Origin of the sequence: Candidatus Symbiopectobacterium endolongispinus (assembly GCF_018777385.1) — a bacterium.
In the GTDB taxonomy this organism is placed as follows: Bacteria; Pseudomonadota; Gammaproteobacteria; order Enterobacterales; family Enterobacteriaceae; genus Symbiopectobacterium; species Symbiopectobacterium endolongispinus.
Genome location: NZ_JAFJYB010000003.1, coordinates 363761 through 383623 on the forward strand (window position 1 = coordinate 363761; position 19863 = coordinate 383623).

Genomic DNA, 19863 nt, shown 5'->3' on the forward strand with positions numbered 1-19863 from the left:
TCAGAGAAACCGATGGCAGAGAAAAATTCAGTGAAAACATCTGAAATTGATCGTTCAGATGAGGTTGATTTGGGGCGATTGCTTGTAACCCTGCTAGATAATCGTTGGTTAATTATTTGTGTGACGGCGCTCTTTACCATTGTTGGTATTGCATATGCCATGCTGGCTACACCGATTTATAAAACGGATGCATTGATTCAGGTGGAGCAAAGCGGCGGCGATTCTCTGATAAAAGATATCTCCAGCATGTTGCCGGATGCTAAGCCACAATCAGCTGCCGGAATTGAGCTAATTAAATCGCGAATGGTTATGGGGAAAACCATTACGGATCTGGCATTAGATATTGATGTACGTCAGAAGTATTTTCCTCTCGTTGGGCGGGGTTTTGCGCGGTTAACGGGTGCTGAGCCGGGTAAAATTGCCGTTTCACGTTTGGATGTACCGGAAAGTTGGCAAGATGAAGTGATTACGCTCGAAGTGCTCGATAACCAAAATTATCGCGTATCTAGCGGTGATACACTCAGCTTTGATGGCAAAGTTGGTCAAGTAGAAAACCACAACAGTATTGAAATACTTGTCAGTGATATTGAAGCTGAAAAAGGTACGATTTTCCGAGTAAGAAAGTTGAACACTTTAACTGCTATTAATGGTTTGTTGGATGATTTTGGTGTCGCAGACAAAGGGAAAGATACCGGTGTTTTAGGTCTAAGTTTGGAAGGTATTGACCCGACGTTAACCACTAAAATTTTGAACAGCATCAGCCAAAATTATTTGCAGCAGAATGTAGAGCGTAAATCGGAAGAAGCGGCGCGTAGCCTTGAGTTTTTGAAAGAGCAATTGCCTAATATCCGTGGTCAGTTAAATGATGCAGAGAATAAATTAAATACCTTCCGCCAGCAGAATGATTCTGTTGATCTCTCGCTCGAAGCAAAAGCGGTTTTGGATACGATGGTATCTGTTGAATCTCAGCTTAATGAGTTGACCTTTAAAGAAGCTGAAATTTCCAAACTCTATACCCGTGAGCACCCGGCCTACCATGCGTTAATGGAGAAGCGCAAAACCTTGCAGCAAGAGCGCGATAAGCTGAATAAACGTGTCGGTGCCATGCCGAAAACCCAGCAAGAGATTTTGCGTTTAACCCGTGATGTGCAGGCAGGTCAAGAAGTCTATATGCAACTGCTGAATAAACAGCAGGAACTCAGCATCAATAAAGCCAGCACGGTAGGAAATGTACGCATTATCGACAAGGCCGTTGTGCAGCCTAAACCCGTTAAACCCAAAAGAGCATTGATTGTGCTGTTAGCAATGATTCTAGGTGGGTGGCCTCGACAGCATTTGTGATTTTGAAAACCTTGCTGCACAAAGGCATCGAAAGCCCTGAGCAGCTTGAAGAGTTAGGGATTAACGTCTATGCTAGCGCGCCTCTTTCTGAATGGCAACAGAAGAAGGACAAAGCCCTGTTGGCGAAAGGCAGGAAAAGCAATACCCGCTCCACTGAGCTGTTGGCGATCGGTAACCCCGCCGACTTAGCCATTGAGGCCATCCGCAGTCTGCGCACTAGCCTGCATTTTGCAATGATGGAAGCAAAAAACAATGTGCTGATGATCTCTGGAGCTAGCCCTTCGATTGGCAAAACATTTATCAGTGCAAATTTGGGAGCGGTCATCACTCAGGCGGGGCAGTGCGTGCTGGTTGTTGATTGTGATATGCGTAAAGGATATGCCCATGAATTGATGGGTGTCCAAAGTAACAATGGGCTGTCAGATATTCTTTCTGGACTGGTTCTAGCTAAGGACTCAGTGAATAATACGCACATAGAGAATATGGATTTTATTCCGCGTGGGCAGATACCTCCTAATCCTTCTGAATTACTAATGAACGCCCGTTTTGCTGGTTTTATTAAGTGGGCAGCAGAAAAGTATGATCTTGTACTGTTGGATACACCGCCGATTCTTGCAGTTACTGACGCCGCAATCATTAGTCATCATGCAGGAACTTCATTACTGGTCGCTCGTTTTGAAATGAATACAGTAAAAGAAGTATAAGTCAGTATTCGTCGCTTTGAACAAAATGGTTCCGGGATCAAAGGTGTGATTCTTAACGCAATTGTTAAGCGTGCTGCTGGTTATTATGGATATGGTAATTATCATTACTATACTTATGACTATAAATCACAAAAATATCGTTCATTTCATGGTGCTGGTACTCATTAGTGCCATGAAATTATTTATCGCAATAAAATTAAAAAAGAAATAGGATGCATTATTTAGTTTGTATCTCATGTGTAATCTGCTGAAATTATTAATGCGATGATTCCGTGTTATTATCATTCATGTAAAGTCTACGCTATATAGTTAGACTATATTTATAAATAATTAAATATATTCAGTTCTGTTCGGTGTTAGGAACATAAATATAAGTGTGTGAGATTTTTTAAATACATATATTAAATTATTTTCATGACTGACCAAAAATTAATTAACAAGGAGTTCCTTGTGAAAATTCTTGACTGTACTCTAAGGGATGGCGGTTATTACAATAATTGGGATTTTGATCCATTAATTGTTAAAGCCTATTTAGACGCTGCTGCTGCAAATATTGATTATATTGAATTAGGTTTGCGAAATTTTTCTAAACCTGGTTTTGTTGGCGCCTACTCTTATACCACTGAAGAGCATCTTTCCACTCTTGAGTTACCAGAAGGCCCTGTATACGGGGTAATGGTTGATGCTAAAACCATTTTGTCTTCCCCTTTGGATGTAGAGGATGCGTTGTTCGTCGAAGCTGGAAAAAGCAAAATTGATCTAGTGGGAGTTGCAGCACATTTTAATGAAGTTGAACGAAGTGAAAAAATACTAAAAAGACTCAAATCGTTAGGTTATCTTGTTGGCTATAATCTTATGCAGGCCGGAGGAAAAGCGAGCGATGTGATTGCAGATAAAGCCCGACAAGTAGCAGAATGGGCGTCGTGGATGTCCTTTATTTTGCTGATTCACTGGGTTCAATGGATGCAAGCGAGGTTAGGCGAATAATTACTGCGCTAAGAAGATACTGGACTGGGCCTTTAGGTATCCATACGCATAATAATATGGGAAAGGGGCTTGAAAATACGTTAACAGCTGACGCGGAAGGTGTTGAATGGTTAGATGTTACTATTACTGGTATGGGCCGTGGCGCGGGAAACACACCTACTGAATATTTATTAGCTGTTTTGGATAAGAAAGGTAGTGTTTATTATGCAAAACCTATATATGAACTAGTGATTTGTTACTTTGAGGCGATGCAAAAAATATGGCTGGGGTACAGGTCTGTTATATTTTCTTGGAGCTCAGAATGATATTCACCCTACTTATATACAAAATCTTCTGTCTAACACTCACTATGGTACGGACGAAATTGTTGGTGCATTAGATTATTTAAGTGAATTAGATGGAACGACAGCGTATAACGGTGATGTGTTGGATACTGCACTGACGTTCTCGATTGCTAAGACGCGAGATATAGTAGGCATTTTGAAAGGTCGAAGTGTGTTGGTTTTAGCTAATGGTTCATCTGTCAAAAAATATGCCGACGCCATTAAGTAGTATATCGAATATAAAAAAACCGTAGTGATTTTAGTTAATATAGTCGAAAGTATTCCAACAGATTATATTGATTTTTATGTTATTTCGCACAATTCTAAATTTTTTCTGATGCGTCAAAATACAAAGCATTAAAGCAGCCAATCATCTTACCAAAAAAATCGGTTAGGTATTGAAGAATTGGAATTACTACAAGAGAATACACTTCTTGATTATGGGTTAGATATTAAACCTAACATTTTTGAATTAAATGAAAGCTACCTTATTTCGCCTCATGACCTTACTGCGGCTTATGTATTTGCTATTCTAATTTTAGGGCAGGCAAAAAGTATCGCGTTGGCTGGGTTTGATGGCTATGAGAAAGGTGATCAACGTCAGAAAGAAATGATTGATATTTTAGCACGTTATCAGCAATTGGGTTCGTTAGAAAAAATGCAAGCCATAACACCAACCACTTATCCTATAGCTCAAGGTTCGGTCTATGCTATTCACGAATAAGTTTAAGACTTATATATTTGATTGTGATGGAGTGATCTTTGATTCAAATTCTTTAAAAATTGAAGCTATGCGTCAGTCCTTAATTAATGTTTTAGGTAATGTAAATGTAATTTCTGATTGTATTGATTATTTTAAAAATAATTTTGGTAAATCTCGGTTTCATCATGTAAATATTTTTCTGGATGAGTATATTTATATTGATGAGGATGAAAGAGAAATAATTAGAAAAGATATATTATCCAGTTATTCGAATTCCTGCAAAGAACTTTATCTTATGGCTAATATAACACCAGGTTTTTTGAAGATGATAAATAATATCTGCGGTGAGAAATATGTAGCAAGTGGTTCAGAGCAGGAAGAGTTGCGATGGGTTTTTACGCAACGTAAATTAGATCGCTACTTTTCCGATATCTATGGTTCTCCTATGGCTAAATCCGATATTGTGAAAAAGATCATCGCAGCAGGTTCAGACCCTCGGGAATGTGTTCTTTTGGGGGATGCGATCTCAGATATAAATGCTGCTGTTACTAATGGTATCCAGTTTATTGGCTATCTGCCTTATTCAAATGTCAAACAAGAGTTGATGGCATTGTGCCTACAGCACAAACTTCCAGTACTTGAGTATTGGGAGTAGTAAAATTGATTACAGCATTTTTGCCTTGCAGAAAAGGAAGCCAGAGGATTCCAGATAAGAACATTAAGCCTTTCGCTGGTATACCGGGGGGGTTATTAGAAATAAAATTAAAACAGCTACTCGACTGTAAGATGTTAGATATAATAGTTGTATCATCTAATGATGAACGTGTCTTAGATTTTACAAAGAAGATCTCGGATAGTCGCATCATGATAGATGAACGACCTGATCATCTAGGTAGTAGCGAAACAACAACATATGCGTTAATAAAATATGTGGCGGAGTTGATCTCTAAAAGGGTAATTGATAGTGGGGACGTTTTATGGACTCATGTAACTTCACCGTTAGTAACGGGGGAACATTATCAAGATTTAATTAAAAAATATAAAGAAAAATTGAATTATGGCTATGACTCACTTATAACTGCTAAGAAAATACAGGGTTTTTTATGGGATGAGAAAAAACCAATTAACTATGATAGAGATATAGAGAAATGGCCAAGAACGCAAACTATTCCTCCTATTTATGAAATTGATAGTGCTGCATTTATTGCCTCTACAGATATTTATATTAATCATCATGACCGTATGGGGTTGTCACCTTTCATCAATGTTCAAGAAGGACTTTGTTCAATAGATATTGATTGGCTGGATTATTTTATAATTGCGGAAAAAGTTTACGAATATTATTTTTCCAAAGAATTTAAATGATAAAAAATAAAGCAGATAAAGAGGTTGCTTTTAACGCTATTCTATATGTTTTTAGCGATATTGTTGTCAAAGCAATTCTTTTTTTTGATTCCAATTGTTACTCATTTTTTAACAGTTGAGGAATATGGTAATGTTAACTTCTTTCTAACTGGAGTGGAAATATGTACTATATTGATAACGTTTGGTGGTCAAAATTATTATCGATTTCAATATTTCAAAGATGAACGTGATCTTTCTTTGATCTTGGTTCCAGCTACTTTATCATTAGTCATCTTTTGCTGTTTACAGATACTATTAGTAATATATTTAATTAGCTTTGAACATTTGAGCTATTATGCATGGCTTCCTTTGGTAGGGTTGTTTCAATCATTTTGTGCTTTAATGATATGCAAATATCAAATGCAAAAAAGGCCATTACATGTAGGTGCTGTAAATATATCATTAGCTATTGTGTCTGTGATTACTACAGTTGCTTTTCTTTATAGTGGGTTTGGGTTTTCTGGGCGAATAACTTCGGTTATCGTTACGCCGATTATTATCGGTTTTTTTGTCGTGATTATATTACTTCGTATCCCTGATCTCTCATTCGGTAGAATTGTTTATGGAATAAAGCCATGCACACTTTTTGGTGCTAAATCTGTACTGACTAGTATAAGTTGGTGGTTACGTGCAGGGATGGATCGAGTTATTATCCAATATGTTCTTGGCTCTGCCACTCTTGGGCTATACTATGTGGCAATGCAATTGTTATTGATTATGAGTGTTATATCTTTGGCGTTAAATAATAGTATAATGCCAAGGGTTTTTAGTTCGGTAAATCAAGGAGATAAAAAAGAATTATTATATATGTTAATAAAATACTTCATGACAATGTTAGTTCTTACGTTTTGTTTTTACATTGTCTCACCAGTGCTATTCAAGTATTTATTACCACCTAGTTATTACGAGTCGCATGATTTATTACTTCCTATGCTTGTTGGTATATTGTGTCATGGCGTTTTTTTATTTATATGTAACGTTCTAACAGCTATCGGTCAACTCGGTATTCTGTCATCGATCGCTTTGTTTGGCGCATTAGCCCACTCGTCGTTTTCTATTTTATTAGCTAAACGATATGGTGTTTCGGGTATTGTGTGGAGTGCAAGTGTTTCTTATTGTTTTTCTATTGTAATGTTGTTAATTTACTTACTGCGGTCAAGGGTTATAAAATAGAGAAGTATTAATGGTATCCTTTTTAATACGAAATTTCCTTTCGGTAAAAACTGCACATGCTATATGTCAGCAGTATATGAGTAATAGGAAAATTATTTTTTCTGTCGAAAATGAAACGGAGGGGTACTTTGGTAAGATTAAATCAACAGTGCCTGTAGGGATTGAGATTTACCCTACAAAAATTTAAATTATTTTTTTCGGGTATCAATTATCTATTCAATATTGCAACACTAAGAAAGCATGAAAAAGATATTGAAGCATTTTATTATAACAATCAAGTTTCAGATGTTTTTGTGCATTATCCGTTGCATGAAAAAGATTCTCTTTATGTGAAAGTTGCAAGGAGAGCAGGTATAACAATAAATTTTTATGAAGAAGGTAGTTGCTTTTATACCAATACGCGTGGAAGAAAAAGAGGTGTTATCAATCAGATAAAATATTGGGTGGAGCATATTTCTTTGATGTGTTTAGGAATACGAAGAGGATACCATGTTAAACTTGATTATTGGTACTCTATTTTCCCGTTAAATAATAAGAATAATAAAATAATAAATATAGTGTATGAAGGTGTTGATGAGCCTTCTGTGAAGTATCTTTTTCTATTAAGGCCTGTCACATTAGACTTTCCGTCAATAACTTTTAAGCAACAACTAGATGCAATGTTGGTCTTTGTCAACAGAGTACCTGAACACGAGAAACTGTATATAAAATTCCATCCTTGTGAATCAATTGAGATGCGCAATCAGGTTATTGAAAACCTGAGAGATATTTGCAATAAATCGATAGCTATTGAACCCTATGAAAAAGAAATTGCAGCAGAAGAGATTGTTTCTAGTATGGTTGAAGGCGGTGAAGTTTGTGGGTTCGGTTCTTCTACCCCCATTTATGGTTTTTCGATAAATAAAAAAATCACATACAGTTCAGTTTTAGAGAGAGTTTATAAATATGATAATATAAATGAGTTAAGTAATTTATATTTTGTGTATAAAAAAGCTTTCCACATATTAAATTTATTTAAACATCATTGTGTATGAGCTCTAATGGAAATATATAATAATCTGCGATATAGAATCAATGTAAACGTTGCATTGCTAATTTTTGGTCTGCTAGGGACTATTATGGTCCTTATTCTTCCCTTCTCGCCATATATAACATTGATTTTTTTGCTTTCCTTTATTAACAATATTAGATGTTAGCAGTGAAAAAAGTAAATTTCTTTATATCCTTGTTATAAGCTTGATTGTCGTTCTTTTATCATATCTCGGCAGTACCCGTGGCCTTTTTGAAACGATGAAAGATGATTTATCTGATTATTACAAAAACTTTATTGCATTGTCTCGCGGTAATTTGATGGCTTTGTTTGAATTCGGTAGTGGCATAGAATTTGGGTTTTCACTCGTTAGTTTTATAATATCTTGGTTCTCTCCTTATTGCTCACCTAGGCTTTTTCTGTTTATTCATCTATTATTTATTAATACATTGTATTTTCTTTTTCTTCATAAACATTTATTGAAAAATGTAAGGAATAAATCTTTATTTATATTGACTGCATGTTTGTTTTTGGGCTTTACCGGAGAATCAAATTTATTGCGTCAAAGTTACTCATCAATATTTATACTGTTCGCTATTTTTTCTATAGAAAGAAAAAAATCATTGCGTATTTAATGTTGGCAATAGTTTTTCATTTTTCTGCACTGATCATTTTTTTCTATTTTAGGTTTCTTACTAGTATTAACTTTAGGTCTTTTTTATTCTTTTCTATATCATCGGTGTTTGTAATTTTATTTTTTGATACATTTCTAGAACCTTTTTAGAAAATTATCGCTATTTCAAAATTGATGCATATTTGAATGGCGAGGGTGTGGATTTACCGATAATTCTTTCTGCTTATAAAGAATATTTTTTGCACTGATTGTTTTTAGCATAGCATGTATGTTTAATCAAGTTGAGTCCAGGGTACTATTAATCATTACATCTTGGTTACTTGGAGTCGTTGTGATGGAAGTTGTAATGTCTGGTATATCCTTGAGAATAAATCATGCCATCATTACTTTCCTTACTGGTCCCTTGTTGTATTTTACTTTTTCAAGAAGTGGAACTATAAACTGGTTTTTTGTTGCAACGCTAATTCCATTAATATTCGTGGCAAAAGTGTATTCGTTTACTGAAAATAAAAATGACATGGCATTGTTTGCTGATGGGAAATTTGTTTATGCAACGCCACTTGAGTATGTGGATTTTTTAACGCGTAACGTTGCCAATGATAGGCGTGAATGGAAATCTTTAAAATATAACTGATGCGAAGAGTGTTTTTGGATGAAATTTTCACTAATATTATGTACCTTGAACCGAGCAGAAGAGGTTACTGGTTTTATTCTCTCGCTACTGGCGCAGGATTACAGCAACTATGAGCTTATTATTGACCAAAATACAGATGATCGCATTAATTTAATTATTGAAAGAACCAAGTTTCCAGTTGAAAAATTAAAACATATTAAACAAATGCAACACGGACTTTCTCGTGCGAGAAACCTGGGGCTGAGTTACGTAGAAGGGGATATTATTGCTTTTCCGGATGATGACTGCTGCTATAGTCAAAATGTTTTAAGCTCTGTATTGAATTTCTTTTCTCAATATAATGGTGAATATAAGATTTTTTCCACGAATACAAAAGATGCTACTTGTGATGCATCATTGATTCAGTCACCTAACAAAACGTGTGATTTTAATCATTTGTATCCACTGGGGTGCTCATTCACACTTTTCTTCCTCCAGCATGCCAAGCTAATACGGTTTGATGAACGAGTGGGGTTGGTTCTGGATTTATTTGGGGCGCTTGCGAAGAACATGATTTTCAGTTTCGATTTTTAGGTGAGAACGGTAAAGGGCATTTTAATCCAGCCGTATACGTTTACCACGCCGCAAAAGAGGATGATGCTTTAGATATTAAGCGCACATTTTATTATGGCGCTGGATTAGCGGCATACCGAATGAAGCATTTTTCGCGTTATAGGTTATTAAAAAGTGCAGCGCTGATTTTCTGGCAATCTATTACCAATCTGATTCGCGCTCGTGGAAAAAAATCGATATTTAAGTTCGTTTTCTTATTGGGTTATATACAGGGCGCCCTAGCTTGGATGTTGGCAATAAGATGAAAAATATACTTATTGTAGCTCCATCTTCAATATATGGTGGGGGAGAAGTGTATATCAAAAATTTGGTTGGCTATTTGCGGATGAAGAGCGGGTTTTACATATCTGTGGGGGTATGTAATAAGCGACTGTATGATGAATTATCTGCGTCAGTAGATCATGTTTTTAAAGTGAACGCATCACTTTCACAAGTGAATAAGCTGAAAAATATATTTTTGATTAATAATAATTATTGTAAAAAACATGTCACGGATATATTGTTTTTGAACGGATTACCAGAATCAGGGTTGTTCGCTGCATGTTTATCTCACCACAAAGTTGTTTGTATTGGTCATAGCAATGAGTCTTATTTATCTGCTTTAAACAAGAGAAAAGGCATTTCAGGTTTTTTTGTAAGGTATTTGTTTTACGCCGCATTTAGAAAAATAAAATTATTTATTGCTATTAATGAAGTTGCGCGGCGTAATTTATTGAAGTTTATACCAAGTTATAATAGGTGTGAGGTCGTTTACAATGGCGTTCCCCCACTGGTTATTGATAATCAGCTTGCTTTAACGACAGTATCTAAAGCTAAGCGTCCTTTTGTTATTGGCAGGATTTCTCGTTTGACGCCGGGAAAAAATGTAGAATTAGCGATTGATAGCATTCGTGGATTAAATGGCCAGATTAAATTGATAATCGCTGGTGAAGGCCCGCACCGTGAGTATCTGGAGCAATATGCGCAAGGCGTAGATGTTCAGTTTTTAGGGCATTGTAGCCCACAAGTTTTTTGCGCAGATCGATGTAATGTTACTGACTACACCAACCGACAATAACGCAGATGCTACACCTTTGGTGATAGCTGAATCTATGTCGGTGGGCGTACCTGTTATTTCCACTCGGGTTGGCGGCGTGCCTGAACTAATTGAAGATCGAAGAACAGGACTTTTATGTGAAGATTCTGCAGATGCGTTCAGGCAGTCTATTCTTGAATTCAGTACAGATGATGTTTTATATAATGAGTTAGTTAACAATACGAAATTAGAATTCAATCGTCGTTTTAGTGCAGATGTTACCTTTTCTAAAACTATTGATGCTATTTTAAAATATTGTATCTAACAACTGCATTTAATAAGGTCTTCTGATGGTGAAAAAATGTATCGCTTGGGCTGCAACCAAAATAAAGGGGTGTTCAATAACGTTTGATCCTGCAATTACCTCTGGTTATTTATTCCAAGTTGGTTTTGCGCATGCTTCTGCTCTAATTCGGGGGATTATTCGATTTCGTTGTGTTGTCTCGGTTGGATCTCATGTTACGCTACGTGGTAAATCCCATTTTAAATTATCACAAGGTATTGTTATTGGTGATTTTTGTCATATTGGTGGGGCTGGTGGCGTTCATATTGGCGATGACACTATCATTGGAGCCTATTTTAGCGTACACCCAGAGAACCACTTGTTTGATGATAAATCTCAACTTATTCGTCTGCAAGGCGTGAGTCATCAGGGGATCGTTATTGGAAAAAATTGTTGGATTGGCGCTAAAGTGACTGTAGTGACTGTGCTTGATGGCGCAACGATTGGTGACGGGTGTGTTGTTGCCGCAGGTTCTGTAGTGAAGGGAGTATTTCCTGATGGATGTGCCATCGGTGGTATTCCTGCTAGAATTTTAAAAAGAATTTAATATGAAAACGTTTTTTGTTCATTTGTTTAATGATTATAGCGGTAGCCCTAGAGTGTTGAGAGATGCTATTGAAGCAATAAAAGAGAATTGGGATAATGATATTACTATCATTAGTAGCGATTCCTCTGGTTTTTTGAGTGATTTGGGGGTATTATTCTGTGCCATATAAACCCCATCGCAATAAATATTTTCAGTTGATGCGTTATATTATTTCCCAGATTAGAACGTTTTTATTGCTTCCTTTTCTTCTGATAAAAGCACGTTGGAAAGGAAATGATACCATCGTGGTCGTTAATACTCTGTTACCATTCGGGGCTATACTTGCAGCAAGTTTATTTGCCCATAAAACCATAAGTTATATTCATGAAACATATATCAAACCACGCGCATTGATGCTGTTTTTGACGATGATAGCTAATCGATGTGCGGATGAGATTATTTACGTCTCTCATTATGTGCGAAGCACGTTAGCTTTGAAGAGGCCGATGGATCATGTTGTCTATAATGGATTAAGACGCGATTTCAATGTTCCTGAATTGAATCTGGAGATTAAATTTAAAGAGCGAAGGATTCTCTTTGTAGGTTCCCCTAAACAATATAAGGGAATTTATACTTTTGTGTCATTAGCCAAACGCTTACCAATGATGAAATTTGTCGCGTTATTGAATGCTTCTGAGCGTGATTTTAGTGATTTTTGCGCACATGTCGAAAATATCTCGAATTTCTCTTCTTATAGGACTCCTGAAGATATTGGCGCTTTTTTGCTGGTGCATTTATGGTCGTGAATTTGAGCGATCCGAAACAGTGCATTGAGACATTTGGGCTTACCTTGCTTGAGGGCATAAGCTTTGGTACTCCTGTCATAGCTCCTCCTCATGGCGGGCCGGTAAAACTCGTTACTGAAGAGGTCGGGTGTTTGATAGAGCCATCTAACTTAGACGAGATTTCAACTTACATAACAATGTTGTCGCAGGATTTTGAACGATGGCAGACCTTACCCCATAACTGTATACAACGCGCTACTCTTTTTTCTTCAGATAAATATAAGAAAAATATCATTGATGTTATCAACCCTAGTTAAAAATAAAATGAAAACAAGATTGAATATAAATAAGTTACACGTTGCTATTGTGGGGACTGTTGGTTTGCCAGCTTGCTATGGTGGTTTTGAATCCTTAGTCGATAACTTGGTAGATAAGTGCCATCATGAAATTCTTTATACGGTTTTTTCATCTTCTAAAGCATATCCTAAAAAAATAAAAACCTATAAGGGCGCTAATATCTGCTATGTGCCACTTAATGCCAATGGGGCGCAAAGCATTCTTTATGATATAGTTTCTTTGTTGAGGGTTTTAATTCTTCGCCCTGACATAACTCTTATTCTTGGTGTTTCTGGATGTATATTTCTTCCTATTTTTCGTCTTTTGTATCGCGGGGAAATTATTACTAACATTGATGGGCTTGAATGGAAAAGAGAGAAGTGGCGCGGTTGGACTAGGTTGTTTTTAAAATTTAGTGAGAGATGTGCTGTGCGTTTTTCTAATATTGTCATTGCAGATAATAAAGCGATCACTCAATATGTGGCTAAAGAGTATAACATCGATGCGTTAACTATTGCTTATGGCGGAGACCATGCACTAAAAGAACATAATTTAGATAGCTCAAATTGCAACGATAATAGACCTTATTTTTTGTCCATTTGTAGAATTGAACCAGAAAATAACATTGATATGATACTTGAAGGTTTTTCAATGTCGCCTGATCATCATCTGAAGTTTATTGGTACCTGGAGTCGAAGTGAATATGGGCGAAATTTAAAGAGAGCCTTTAGTGGTTGTCGCAATATTGAAATGATAGAGCCTATTTATGATATCAATGTCTTATATCAAATCCGAACTCAAAGCATTGGTTATGTACACGGACATTCTGCCAGAGGGACTAACCCGTCCCTGGTTGAAGCAATGCATTTTGGAAAAGTAATTTTCGCTTACGACTGCAATTTTAATCGGTTCACTACTGAAAATAATTGTTGTTATTTTTCTACTGCTAAAGATTTAGCGAATAATATTGCTAACCCTCATGTTGATAGTCGTGTTATTGGTGAAAAAATGAAAACTATTGCCATGCGACGCTACACTTGGAATGTCGTTCGCGGGCAGTATGAGTCAGCTTATCTACAGCTATGCGAAAAGTATCCGTTATGGGCGACAATAATGGATAGCATTTCTTATTGTGAACCTAGTAGTTGAGGTACTCCCTGCCAGTTCTCCGCGTTTTGAACCTGATTCTGAACCTCTCTGTCAATATTGCCCAACTTTAGTGCAATTGCTTACTGAGCAGAAGTTATCTTCAGAAACGACCCGGTTGTCATTGAGCTATTAACTGAGTTGGTGTGGTTTTTTACGGCTGCTCTTAAAGCCTCTCGTTGGTTGAAAACAGAACAAGAGACTAGAGAGATTGATGAACCTGTAATGTAACGCAATCAGGCTGACTACTGGACTGAGTGAACATAAAGCTTTGGCCTGCGGTTGATTATGTTGAAGTATCTCACATGGAATGTATTTTCCCCGTGGGAGATTCCCGCTTTCGCGGGAATGACAGAAGGTGCGAGAATGATAGAAAATGTAGCGTGTAGATGACTGGGTAAGAGAAACTCGGTTAGTTAACGTGCTAAATGGCTTTCTTTAACGCGCCTTGCCAATCAGATAACGTAATTCCTAATCCCTTGATTTTGTCCCCAGCCAGCGTTGAGTAGGCAGGCCGGTATGCAGGAGTAGGATATTGCGCTGTAGTGATCGGTGTGAGCGCAGGTGCTTTGCTCAACACGGATTTCTGCACCGCGACAGAAAAAATTGCTTGAGCAAATTCAAACCAGCTCACTTCTTTATCACCCGCGTAGTGATAAATCCCGCCTTTAGCCTGTTTCTGTAACAGCGCAATGATCGCCTGAGCCAAATCACCGGCATAAGTGGGGCAGCCGCGCTGGTCGTCAACAATGCTTAATGCATCACGCTCTTTGCCTAAACGCAGCATGGTTTTCACGAAATTATTGCCGTATTCGCTAAACACCCAGGCGGTGCGCACGATAATTGCGTCCGGTGCGGCAGCGCTCACTGCCTGCTCACCCGCCAGTTTGGTTTTGCCATACACGCTGAGTGGGTTGGTCTGGCTCTCTTCTGTGTAGGGGGTGTTGGCATTGCCATCAAAAACGTAGTCGGTAGAAACGTGCACCAAGCGAATGCCGTGCTGGGCAGCCATAGTTGCAAGATGAGCCGGACCAGCGGCGTTAATGCATTCTGCTAATTTCACCTCGCTTTCTGCTTTATCCACTGCGGTATAGGCTGCGGCATTAACAATCGCATCAGGTTTGAAGGCGGTTACAGCAGCCGTGATTTTATCCAGAGCGGTGATATCCAGTTCAGCAGAGCCAGTGGCAAGAATTTGCCAGCCAGCGGGCATTCTGTCTTGAAAACAGCGTCCTAGCTGACCGTTTGCACCGGTCAATAATACTTTCATTAATCCAACTCCTTGAATCGTTTACCGAGCTTATCCTTTTCTGAAAGCAGGGGGGATTCCAGCGGCCATTCAATACCCAAATCCGGATCGTTCCATAGCAGGCAGCCTTCATCAGAAGGTTGATAATATTCCGTGCATTTATATTCAAAATCCGCAACGTCAGAAATCACGGCAAAACCGTGCGCCAACCCTGGCGGCAACCAAAATTGGGTCTTATTTTCTTCGGTTAACAGCGCGCCAAACCATTTGCCATAGCTTGGGGAATCACGACGAATATCCACCGCTACATCATAAACCTCACCGCGCACTACGCGCACCAGCTTGCCTTGCGGTCGTGATTTTTGAAAATGCAGTCCGCGCAGCACACTTTTCATTGAACGAGAGTGGTTATCCTGCACAAAATCCAGATCAATATTTAGCATCTGCTGATAACGGTTTTTCTCAAACGTCTCTAAAAAGAATCCTCGAGCATCACCAAAAACCTTGGGTTGAATCACTTTGGCGCCATAAATAGGGGTATCGATAACTTGCATAGTGTTTTTCAATGAGTAATGGGTTGAAGGTGTGTTTATTCTGCTCAAGATCCCCGGAATACGCCGAGGATGACGGATGCTAGTTAATGCTGGGATTCTGCAACCAGTCGCGCGAGATACTGCCCATATTGTGTTTTACTCAGTAATTGGGCTTCTTTTGCTACTTGTTCACGCGAGATCCAGCCCTTACGGAAAGCGATCTCTTCCAGGCAGGCCACTTTCATTCCCTGCCGTTTTTCAATGGTATGAATAAACTGCGAGGCCTCAATCAGACTATCATGGGTCCCAGTATCTAACCAGGCGAAGCCACGGCCCAGCAGCTCAACGTTAAGTGTGCCCTGCTCCAGATACATCTGGTTGAGCGTGGTAATTTCTAACTCCCCACGCGCCGAGGGTTTAACTTGCTTGGCCATGTCAACGATATTGTTGTCATAAAAATAGAGCCCAGTCACCGCCCAGTTAGATTTAGGCTTGAGCGGCTTCTCTTCAATAGACAGAGCTTTAAAGCCAGCATCAAATTCCACTACGCCAAAGCGCTCAGGATCGGTCACCTGGTAGCCAAACACCGTTGCGCCTTGTTCTTGTGCCACTGCACTTTCCAGCTTTTTACCGAAGCTTTGGCCAAAATAGATATTGTCACCCAAAATCAACACACAGCGCTCACCGTTAATAAACCCTTCACCGATGATGAACGCTTGAGCCAGCCCGTCTGGGCTTGGCTGCTCCGCATAGCTGAGATTGATGCCAAAGTGGCTGCCATCACCTAACAGGCGCTGGAATGAAGGAAGGTCTTCGGGGGTGCTGATAATCAAAATATCTCGAATGCCTGCCAGCATCAGTACCGATATCGGATAATACACCACGGGTTTGTCATAAATGGGCAGAAGTTGTTTTGATATACTACGCGTGATGGGGTAAAGCCGAGTGCCAGACCCACCCGCTAATACGATGCCTTTCATTCGTTAGCCTTCGCTGTTTATATCAGAGATATAGAGAGTAGGGCCGTGAGTATACAATATCGATGCGGAATTGTCTGAACTATAAGAATAGTTACGCCTTTCAGGTAGCGTTGTGAGCAATTGGGTGTAACCTTATTCCCACAGCCACGTTATGATGGCAGAAAAATGACAACGGATAACAAGAGAGTTAATGCATGGCAACAACATTGAAAGCGATTATCCCCGTCGCCGGGTTGGGTATGAACCTGCTGCCGGTAACAAAAGCAATCCCAAAAGAGATGCTGCCGTTGGTGGATCGTCCGGTAATTGAGAAAATCGTTAATGAGTGCATCAATGCTGGTATCAAAGAGATTGTGCTGGTTACGCACGTCTCGAAAAACGCCATTGAAAACCACTTCGATATCTCCTTTGAGCTGGAGTCTTTGCTGGAAGAGCGGCAAAAACGCCAACTGCTGGCCGATGTGCAATCCATCTGTCCTAAGGGCGTGACTATTATGAACGTGCGTCAGGGCGAAACGCTGGGGCTGGGCCATGCCATCAACGGCGCGCGTCCTATAGTAGGCGATAATCCGTTTGTGGTGGTGTTGCCGGATGTGGTGATGGATGAAGCCAGTGCCGATCAGAGTAAAGAGAATCTGGCACAGCTGATCGCGCGTTTTGAAGAAACTGGCCATAGCCAGGTATTGGTAAAACATCGTTCTTATGAAGTGCTGCCGGAATACTCTGTGATGGAATGCGCTAAGCTATTGAACCATGCAGGTTACGCGGCGGCCATCACTTCCATGATCGAAAAACCGGAAGTGCCGCCGGAAGAAGGGTCTGATTTATCTGCTGTCGGCCATTATGTACTGTCTGCTGATGCCTGGTCTATTCTGGAAAAACGCCTGCCGGTGCTTGGGGGCGTATCCAACTGACGGATGCTATTGCCGAACTGATTGAGCAAAACCATCAGGTAGATGCGGTGCATATGGCAGGCCGCAGCTTTAACCGCGGGCGCAAGCTGGGTTACATGCAGGCATTTGTAGCATATGGTTTGCGTAATCCTGAGTTTGGTGATGCGTTTAAAGCCAGCATCAAAGAATTGCTGAATAAATAATTGGCATTGATACCTTGCTACTAAGCCCTGCCATCGTGCGGGGCTTTTCTCTTCTTTAGACCTATCACTATCCACATGCCTTAAGCTGAGTTACCATATCCGCCTGCTTTTGCGTTGTCTGTCGTCGTCGTGATACAGGCAGGTTATCCTTCAGACAGGAGTTGCTTTAATGTCCAAACAGCAAATTGGCGTGGTGGGTATGGCGGTGATGGGACGCAATCTGGCGCTTAACATCGAAAGTCGTGGTTACACCGTGTCCATTTTCAACCGCTCTCGTGAAAAAACCGAAGAAGTGGTGGTCGAAAATCCCGGCAAAAAACTGGTGCCTTATTACACCGTTGAAGAATTTGTGGCGTCTCTGGAATCTCCGCGCCGTATTCTGTTGATGGTAAAAGCGGGTGAAGGCACGGACAAAGCGATCGAATCCCTGAAGCCATATCTGGATAAAGGCGACATCATCATTGATGGCGGCAACACCTTCTTCCAGGACACCATCCGCCGCAACCGTGATCTGTCTGCGGAAGGGTTCAACTTTATCGGCACTGGTGTCTCCGGTGGTGAAGAGGGCGCACTGAAAGGTCCTTCCATCATGCCGGGTGGGCAGAAAGATGCCTATGAGCTGGTGGCGCCTATTTTGGAAAAAATTGCTGCCCGTGCCGAAGGCGAAGCCTGCGTCACTTATATCGGGCCAGACGGTGCCGGTCACTATGTAAAAATGGTGCACAACGGCATCGAATACGGCGATATGCAACTGATTGCCGAAACCTATTCACTGCTGAAACACGGCTTAAATCTGTCTAACGATGAACTGGCAAAAACCTTCTCTGAATGGAATGCTGGGGAACTGAGTAGCTACCTGATCGATATCACCAAAGATATCTTCACTAAGAAAGATGAAGAGGGTAACTATCTGGTTGATGTGATTTTGGATGAAGCGGCTAACAAAGGCACCGGCAAATGGACCAGCCAAAGCTCGCTCGATCTTGGCGAACCGCTGTCGCTGATCACCGAATCTGTGTTTGCGCGCTATATCTCCTCTCTGAAAGAGCAGCGTGTTGCTGCCTCCAAAGTGCTGACTGGTCCGCAGGCAAAACCGTTTAGCGGTGATAAGGCTACCTTTATTGAGAACGTGCGTCGTGCGCTCTATCTGGGTAAGATCGTTTCCTATGCGCAAGGTTTCTCACAGTTGCGTGCGGCTTCAGAAGAGCATCAGTGGAATCTGAACTACGGTGAAATTGCCAAGATTTTCCGTGCCGGTTGCATTATTTGCGCCCAGTTCCTGCAAAAAATTACGGATGCCTACGCGGCAACACCGGATATTGCCAACCTGCTGTTGGCACCTTACTTCAAGAAAGCCGCTGATGAATACCAGCAGGCGCTGCGTGATGTGGTGGCCTATGCGGTACAAAATGGTATCCCGACGCCGACCTTCTCTGCGGCTATTTCTTATTACGACAGTTATCGCTCTGCGGTATTATTGCCTGCCAACCTGATTCAGGCGCAGCGCGACTACTTTGGTGCGCATACCTATAAACGTACCGATAAAGAAGGCGTATTCCATACCGAGTGGTTGGAATAAGTTATTTCCTAAAATTACGTTGCCAAATAAACGCCGAATAGTCCAGCTATTCGGCGTTTTGCGTATGGCGTTTTCGTTAAATTCAAATTAATCATTGTGTTATGGATAATTTCCTTTTTCTTGCAGTGCATTTTTGTTAACGTTGACAAGAGCGCAATTTACAATTTTGCTGTTTATTGTAGCGAGATCTTGCTATTTTTAAGCTTGTGTAAAAAAACAGAGTCACATGATGGGGAGCGTTAAGACTCTCTGTCGTATAATCTATTGCTGAGAATCTATATCCTCAGTGGAGCGATGTCGCCGTGGTCGGAGTTGGCTGTGCCGCGCATCGCGGTTAAAGAAGGTTGGGATGCGGTTCCTCGGAACGGTATTCCGCCCTGAAGCGCTTCATTTGTTAATAAAGGAAATCGTAATGAAGAAGACGTTACTTACGTTGGCCCTAGCAGTCGCCATGTCCTCTAGCGCGTTTGCCGCGCCAGCTACTGTTACTGGCGCAGCTGGCATCACTGCGGACTCCGTCAATACCGTCGCGGTAGGTGTGGCTGCTGCGGTAGCTGTTGCCGTTGCTGTTGCCAGCAATGACGATAACAGCGCTACCGGGACTACTGGTTCAGTGGTTCCTAATACTGTTCAGTAAGGTCATTTGATCACTAAGGCCACTTCGGTGGCCTTTCTTTTATTGGTTTAGCCGTTTCGCGAGACATTCACGCAATGATAAAAATAACGCTCG

At 40.2% G+C, this 19863-nt stretch carries 20 protein-coding genes and 2 pseudogenes; 19 read left to right on the forward strand and 3 right to left on the reverse strand.

Annotated features, from left to right (window positions below):
- Nucleotides 1–12 precede the first annotated feature (12 nt).
- The 16 genes and pseudogenes from wzc (at nucleotide 13) to JZM30_RS13395 (ending at nucleotide 13699) form a co-directional block, all read left to right on the forward strand.
- Nucleotides 13–2213 (forward strand): annotated as a pseudogene (wzc, locus tag JZM30_RS13320) (tyrosine-protein kinase Wzc).
- Nucleotides 2214–2495: 282 nt separating this feature from the next.
- Complete coding sequence (locus JZM30_RS13325; RefSeq protein ID WP_252319289.1) at nucleotides 2496–3032, forward strand: beta/alpha barrel domain-containing protein; 537 nt, start codon at nucleotides 2496–2498, stop codon at nucleotides 3030–3032.
- A complete protein-coding gene (locus JZM30_RS13330) occupies nucleotides 3005–3337 on the forward strand; it encodes a hydroxymethylglutaryl-CoA lyase-like TIM-barrel protein (RefSeq protein ID WP_252319291.1) in 333 nt (110 codons plus the stop codon). The genes JZM30_RS13325 and JZM30_RS13330 overlap by 28 nt, the downstream gene beginning before the upstream one ends.
- 424 nt (nucleotides 3338–3761) lie before the next feature.
- On the forward strand, nucleotides 3762–4079 hold the full coding sequence (locus tag JZM30_RS13335; protein ID WP_252319293.1) for a hypothetical protein: 318 nt from the start codon (nucleotides 3762–3764) through the stop codon (nucleotides 4077–4079).
- On the forward strand, nucleotides 4063–4713 hold the full coding sequence (locus tag JZM30_RS13340) for an HAD family hydrolase (RefSeq protein WP_252319297.1): 651 nt from the start codon (nucleotides 4063–4065) through the stop codon (nucleotides 4711–4713). Before JZM30_RS13335 ends, JZM30_RS13340 begins: the two co-directional genes overlap by 17 nt.
- Nucleotides 4714–4718: 5 nt before the next feature.
- Nucleotides 4719–5423, forward strand: a complete 705-nt coding sequence (locus JZM30_RS13345) for an acylneuraminate cytidylyltransferase family protein (RefSeq protein ID WP_252319305.1) — start codon at nucleotides 4719–4721, stop codon at nucleotides 5421–5423.
- Between the two features lie 63 nt (nucleotides 5424–5486).
- On the forward strand, nucleotides 5487–6635 hold the full coding sequence (locus tag JZM30_RS13350; protein WP_252319307.1) for a lipopolysaccharide biosynthesis protein: 1149 nt from the start codon (nucleotides 5487–5489) through the stop codon (nucleotides 6633–6635).
- Nucleotides 6636–6796: 161 nt separating this feature from the next.
- Nucleotides 6797–7669, forward strand: a complete 873-nt coding sequence (locus JZM30_RS13355; RefSeq protein ID WP_252319308.1) for a polysialyltransferase family glycosyltransferase — start codon at nucleotides 6797–6799, stop codon at nucleotides 7667–7669.
- A gap of 961 nt (nucleotides 7670–8630) precedes the next feature.
- A complete protein-coding gene (locus tag JZM30_RS13360; RefSeq protein ID WP_252319309.1) occupies nucleotides 8631–8933 on the forward strand; it encodes a hypothetical protein in 303 nt (100 codons plus the stop codon).
- Nucleotides 8934–8951: 18 nt separating this feature from the next.
- On the forward strand, nucleotides 8952–9506 hold the full coding sequence (locus JZM30_RS13365) for a glycosyltransferase family A protein (RefSeq protein WP_252319310.1): 555 nt from the start codon (nucleotides 8952–8954) through the stop codon (nucleotides 9504–9506).
- A 262-nt stretch (nucleotides 9507–9768) separates the two neighbouring features.
- The gene (locus JZM30_RS13370; RefSeq protein ID WP_252319311.1) at nucleotides 9769–10602 is read left to right on the forward strand and encodes a glycosyltransferase; all 834 of its coding nucleotides are present in this window, start codon (nucleotides 9769–9771) and stop codon (nucleotides 10600–10602) included.
- Nucleotides 10574–10885 (forward strand): glycosyltransferase, encoded by a 312-nt coding sequence (locus JZM30_RS13375; protein WP_252319313.1) that lies wholly within the window; start codon nucleotides 10574–10576, stop codon nucleotides 10883–10885. Before JZM30_RS13370 ends, JZM30_RS13375 begins: the two co-directional genes overlap by 29 nt.
- A gap of 25 nt (nucleotides 10886–10910) precedes the next feature.
- The gene (locus JZM30_RS13380; RefSeq protein WP_252319314.1) at nucleotides 10911–11450 is read left to right on the forward strand and encodes an acyltransferase; all 540 of its coding nucleotides are present in this window, start codon (nucleotides 10911–10913) and stop codon (nucleotides 11448–11450) included.
- Nucleotides 11451–11608: 158 nt separating this feature from the next.
- Nucleotides 11609–12235, forward strand: coding sequence for a glycosyltransferase family protein (locus tag JZM30_RS13385; RefSeq protein WP_252319315.1), 627 nt, complete (start codon nucleotides 11609–11611; stop codon nucleotides 12233–12235).
- Entirely contained in the window at nucleotides 12226–12531 is a 306-nt protein-coding gene (locus tag JZM30_RS13390; protein ID WP_252319317.1) for a glycosyltransferase, read from the forward strand. The genes JZM30_RS13385 and JZM30_RS13390 overlap by 10 nt, the downstream gene beginning before the upstream one ends.
- On the forward strand, nucleotides 12512–13699 hold the full coding sequence (locus JZM30_RS13395; protein WP_252319669.1) for a DUF1972 domain-containing protein: 1188 nt from the start codon (nucleotides 12512–12514) through the stop codon (nucleotides 13697–13699). The genes JZM30_RS13390 and JZM30_RS13395 overlap by 20 nt, the downstream gene beginning before the upstream one ends.
- Nucleotides 13700–14120: 421 nt before the next feature.
- Here JZM30_RS13395 and rfbD read toward each other — a convergent pair whose 3' ends face one another.
- The 3 genes from rfbD to rfbA form a co-directional block, all read right to left on the reverse strand.
- Complete coding sequence (gene rfbD, locus JZM30_RS13400) at nucleotides 14121–14966, reverse strand: dTDP-4-dehydrorhamnose reductase (protein WP_252319319.1); 846 nt, start codon at nucleotides 14964–14966, stop codon at nucleotides 14121–14123.
- Complete coding sequence (rfbC, locus tag JZM30_RS13405) at nucleotides 14966–15499, reverse strand: dTDP-4-dehydrorhamnose 3,5-epimerase (RefSeq protein WP_252319321.1); 534 nt, start codon at nucleotides 15497–15499, stop codon at nucleotides 14966–14968. Before rfbC ends, rfbD begins: the two co-directional genes overlap by 1 nt.
- 83 nt (nucleotides 15500–15582) lie before the next feature.
- A complete protein-coding gene (gene rfbA / locus JZM30_RS13410; protein ID WP_252319323.1) occupies nucleotides 15583–16458 on the reverse strand; it encodes a glucose-1-phosphate thymidylyltransferase RfbA in 876 nt (291 codons plus the stop codon).
- Between the two features lie 194 nt (nucleotides 16459–16652).
- Here rfbA and JZM30_RS13415 point away from each other — a divergent pair.
- The 3 genes and pseudogenes from JZM30_RS13415 (at nucleotide 16653) to yjbE (ending at nucleotide 19770) form a co-directional block, all read left to right on the forward strand.
- A pseudogene (locus JZM30_RS13415) lies at nucleotides 16653–17554 on the forward strand (sugar phosphate nucleotidyltransferase).
- A 169-nt stretch (nucleotides 17555–17723) separates the two neighbouring features.
- Nucleotides 17724–19133: an NADP-dependent phosphogluconate dehydrogenase gene (gnd, locus tag JZM30_RS13420; RefSeq protein WP_252319325.1), complete on the forward strand. Its 1410-nt coding sequence runs from the start codon at nucleotides 17724–17726 to the stop codon at nucleotides 19131–19133.
- A 412-nt stretch (nucleotides 19134–19545) separates the two neighbouring features.
- Nucleotides 19546–19770 (forward strand): exopolysaccharide production protein YjbE, encoded by a 225-nt coding sequence (gene yjbE, locus JZM30_RS13425; RefSeq protein ID WP_252319327.1) that lies wholly within the window; start codon nucleotides 19546–19548, stop codon nucleotides 19768–19770.
- The last annotated feature ends 93 nt before the right edge of the window (nucleotides 19771–19863 follow it).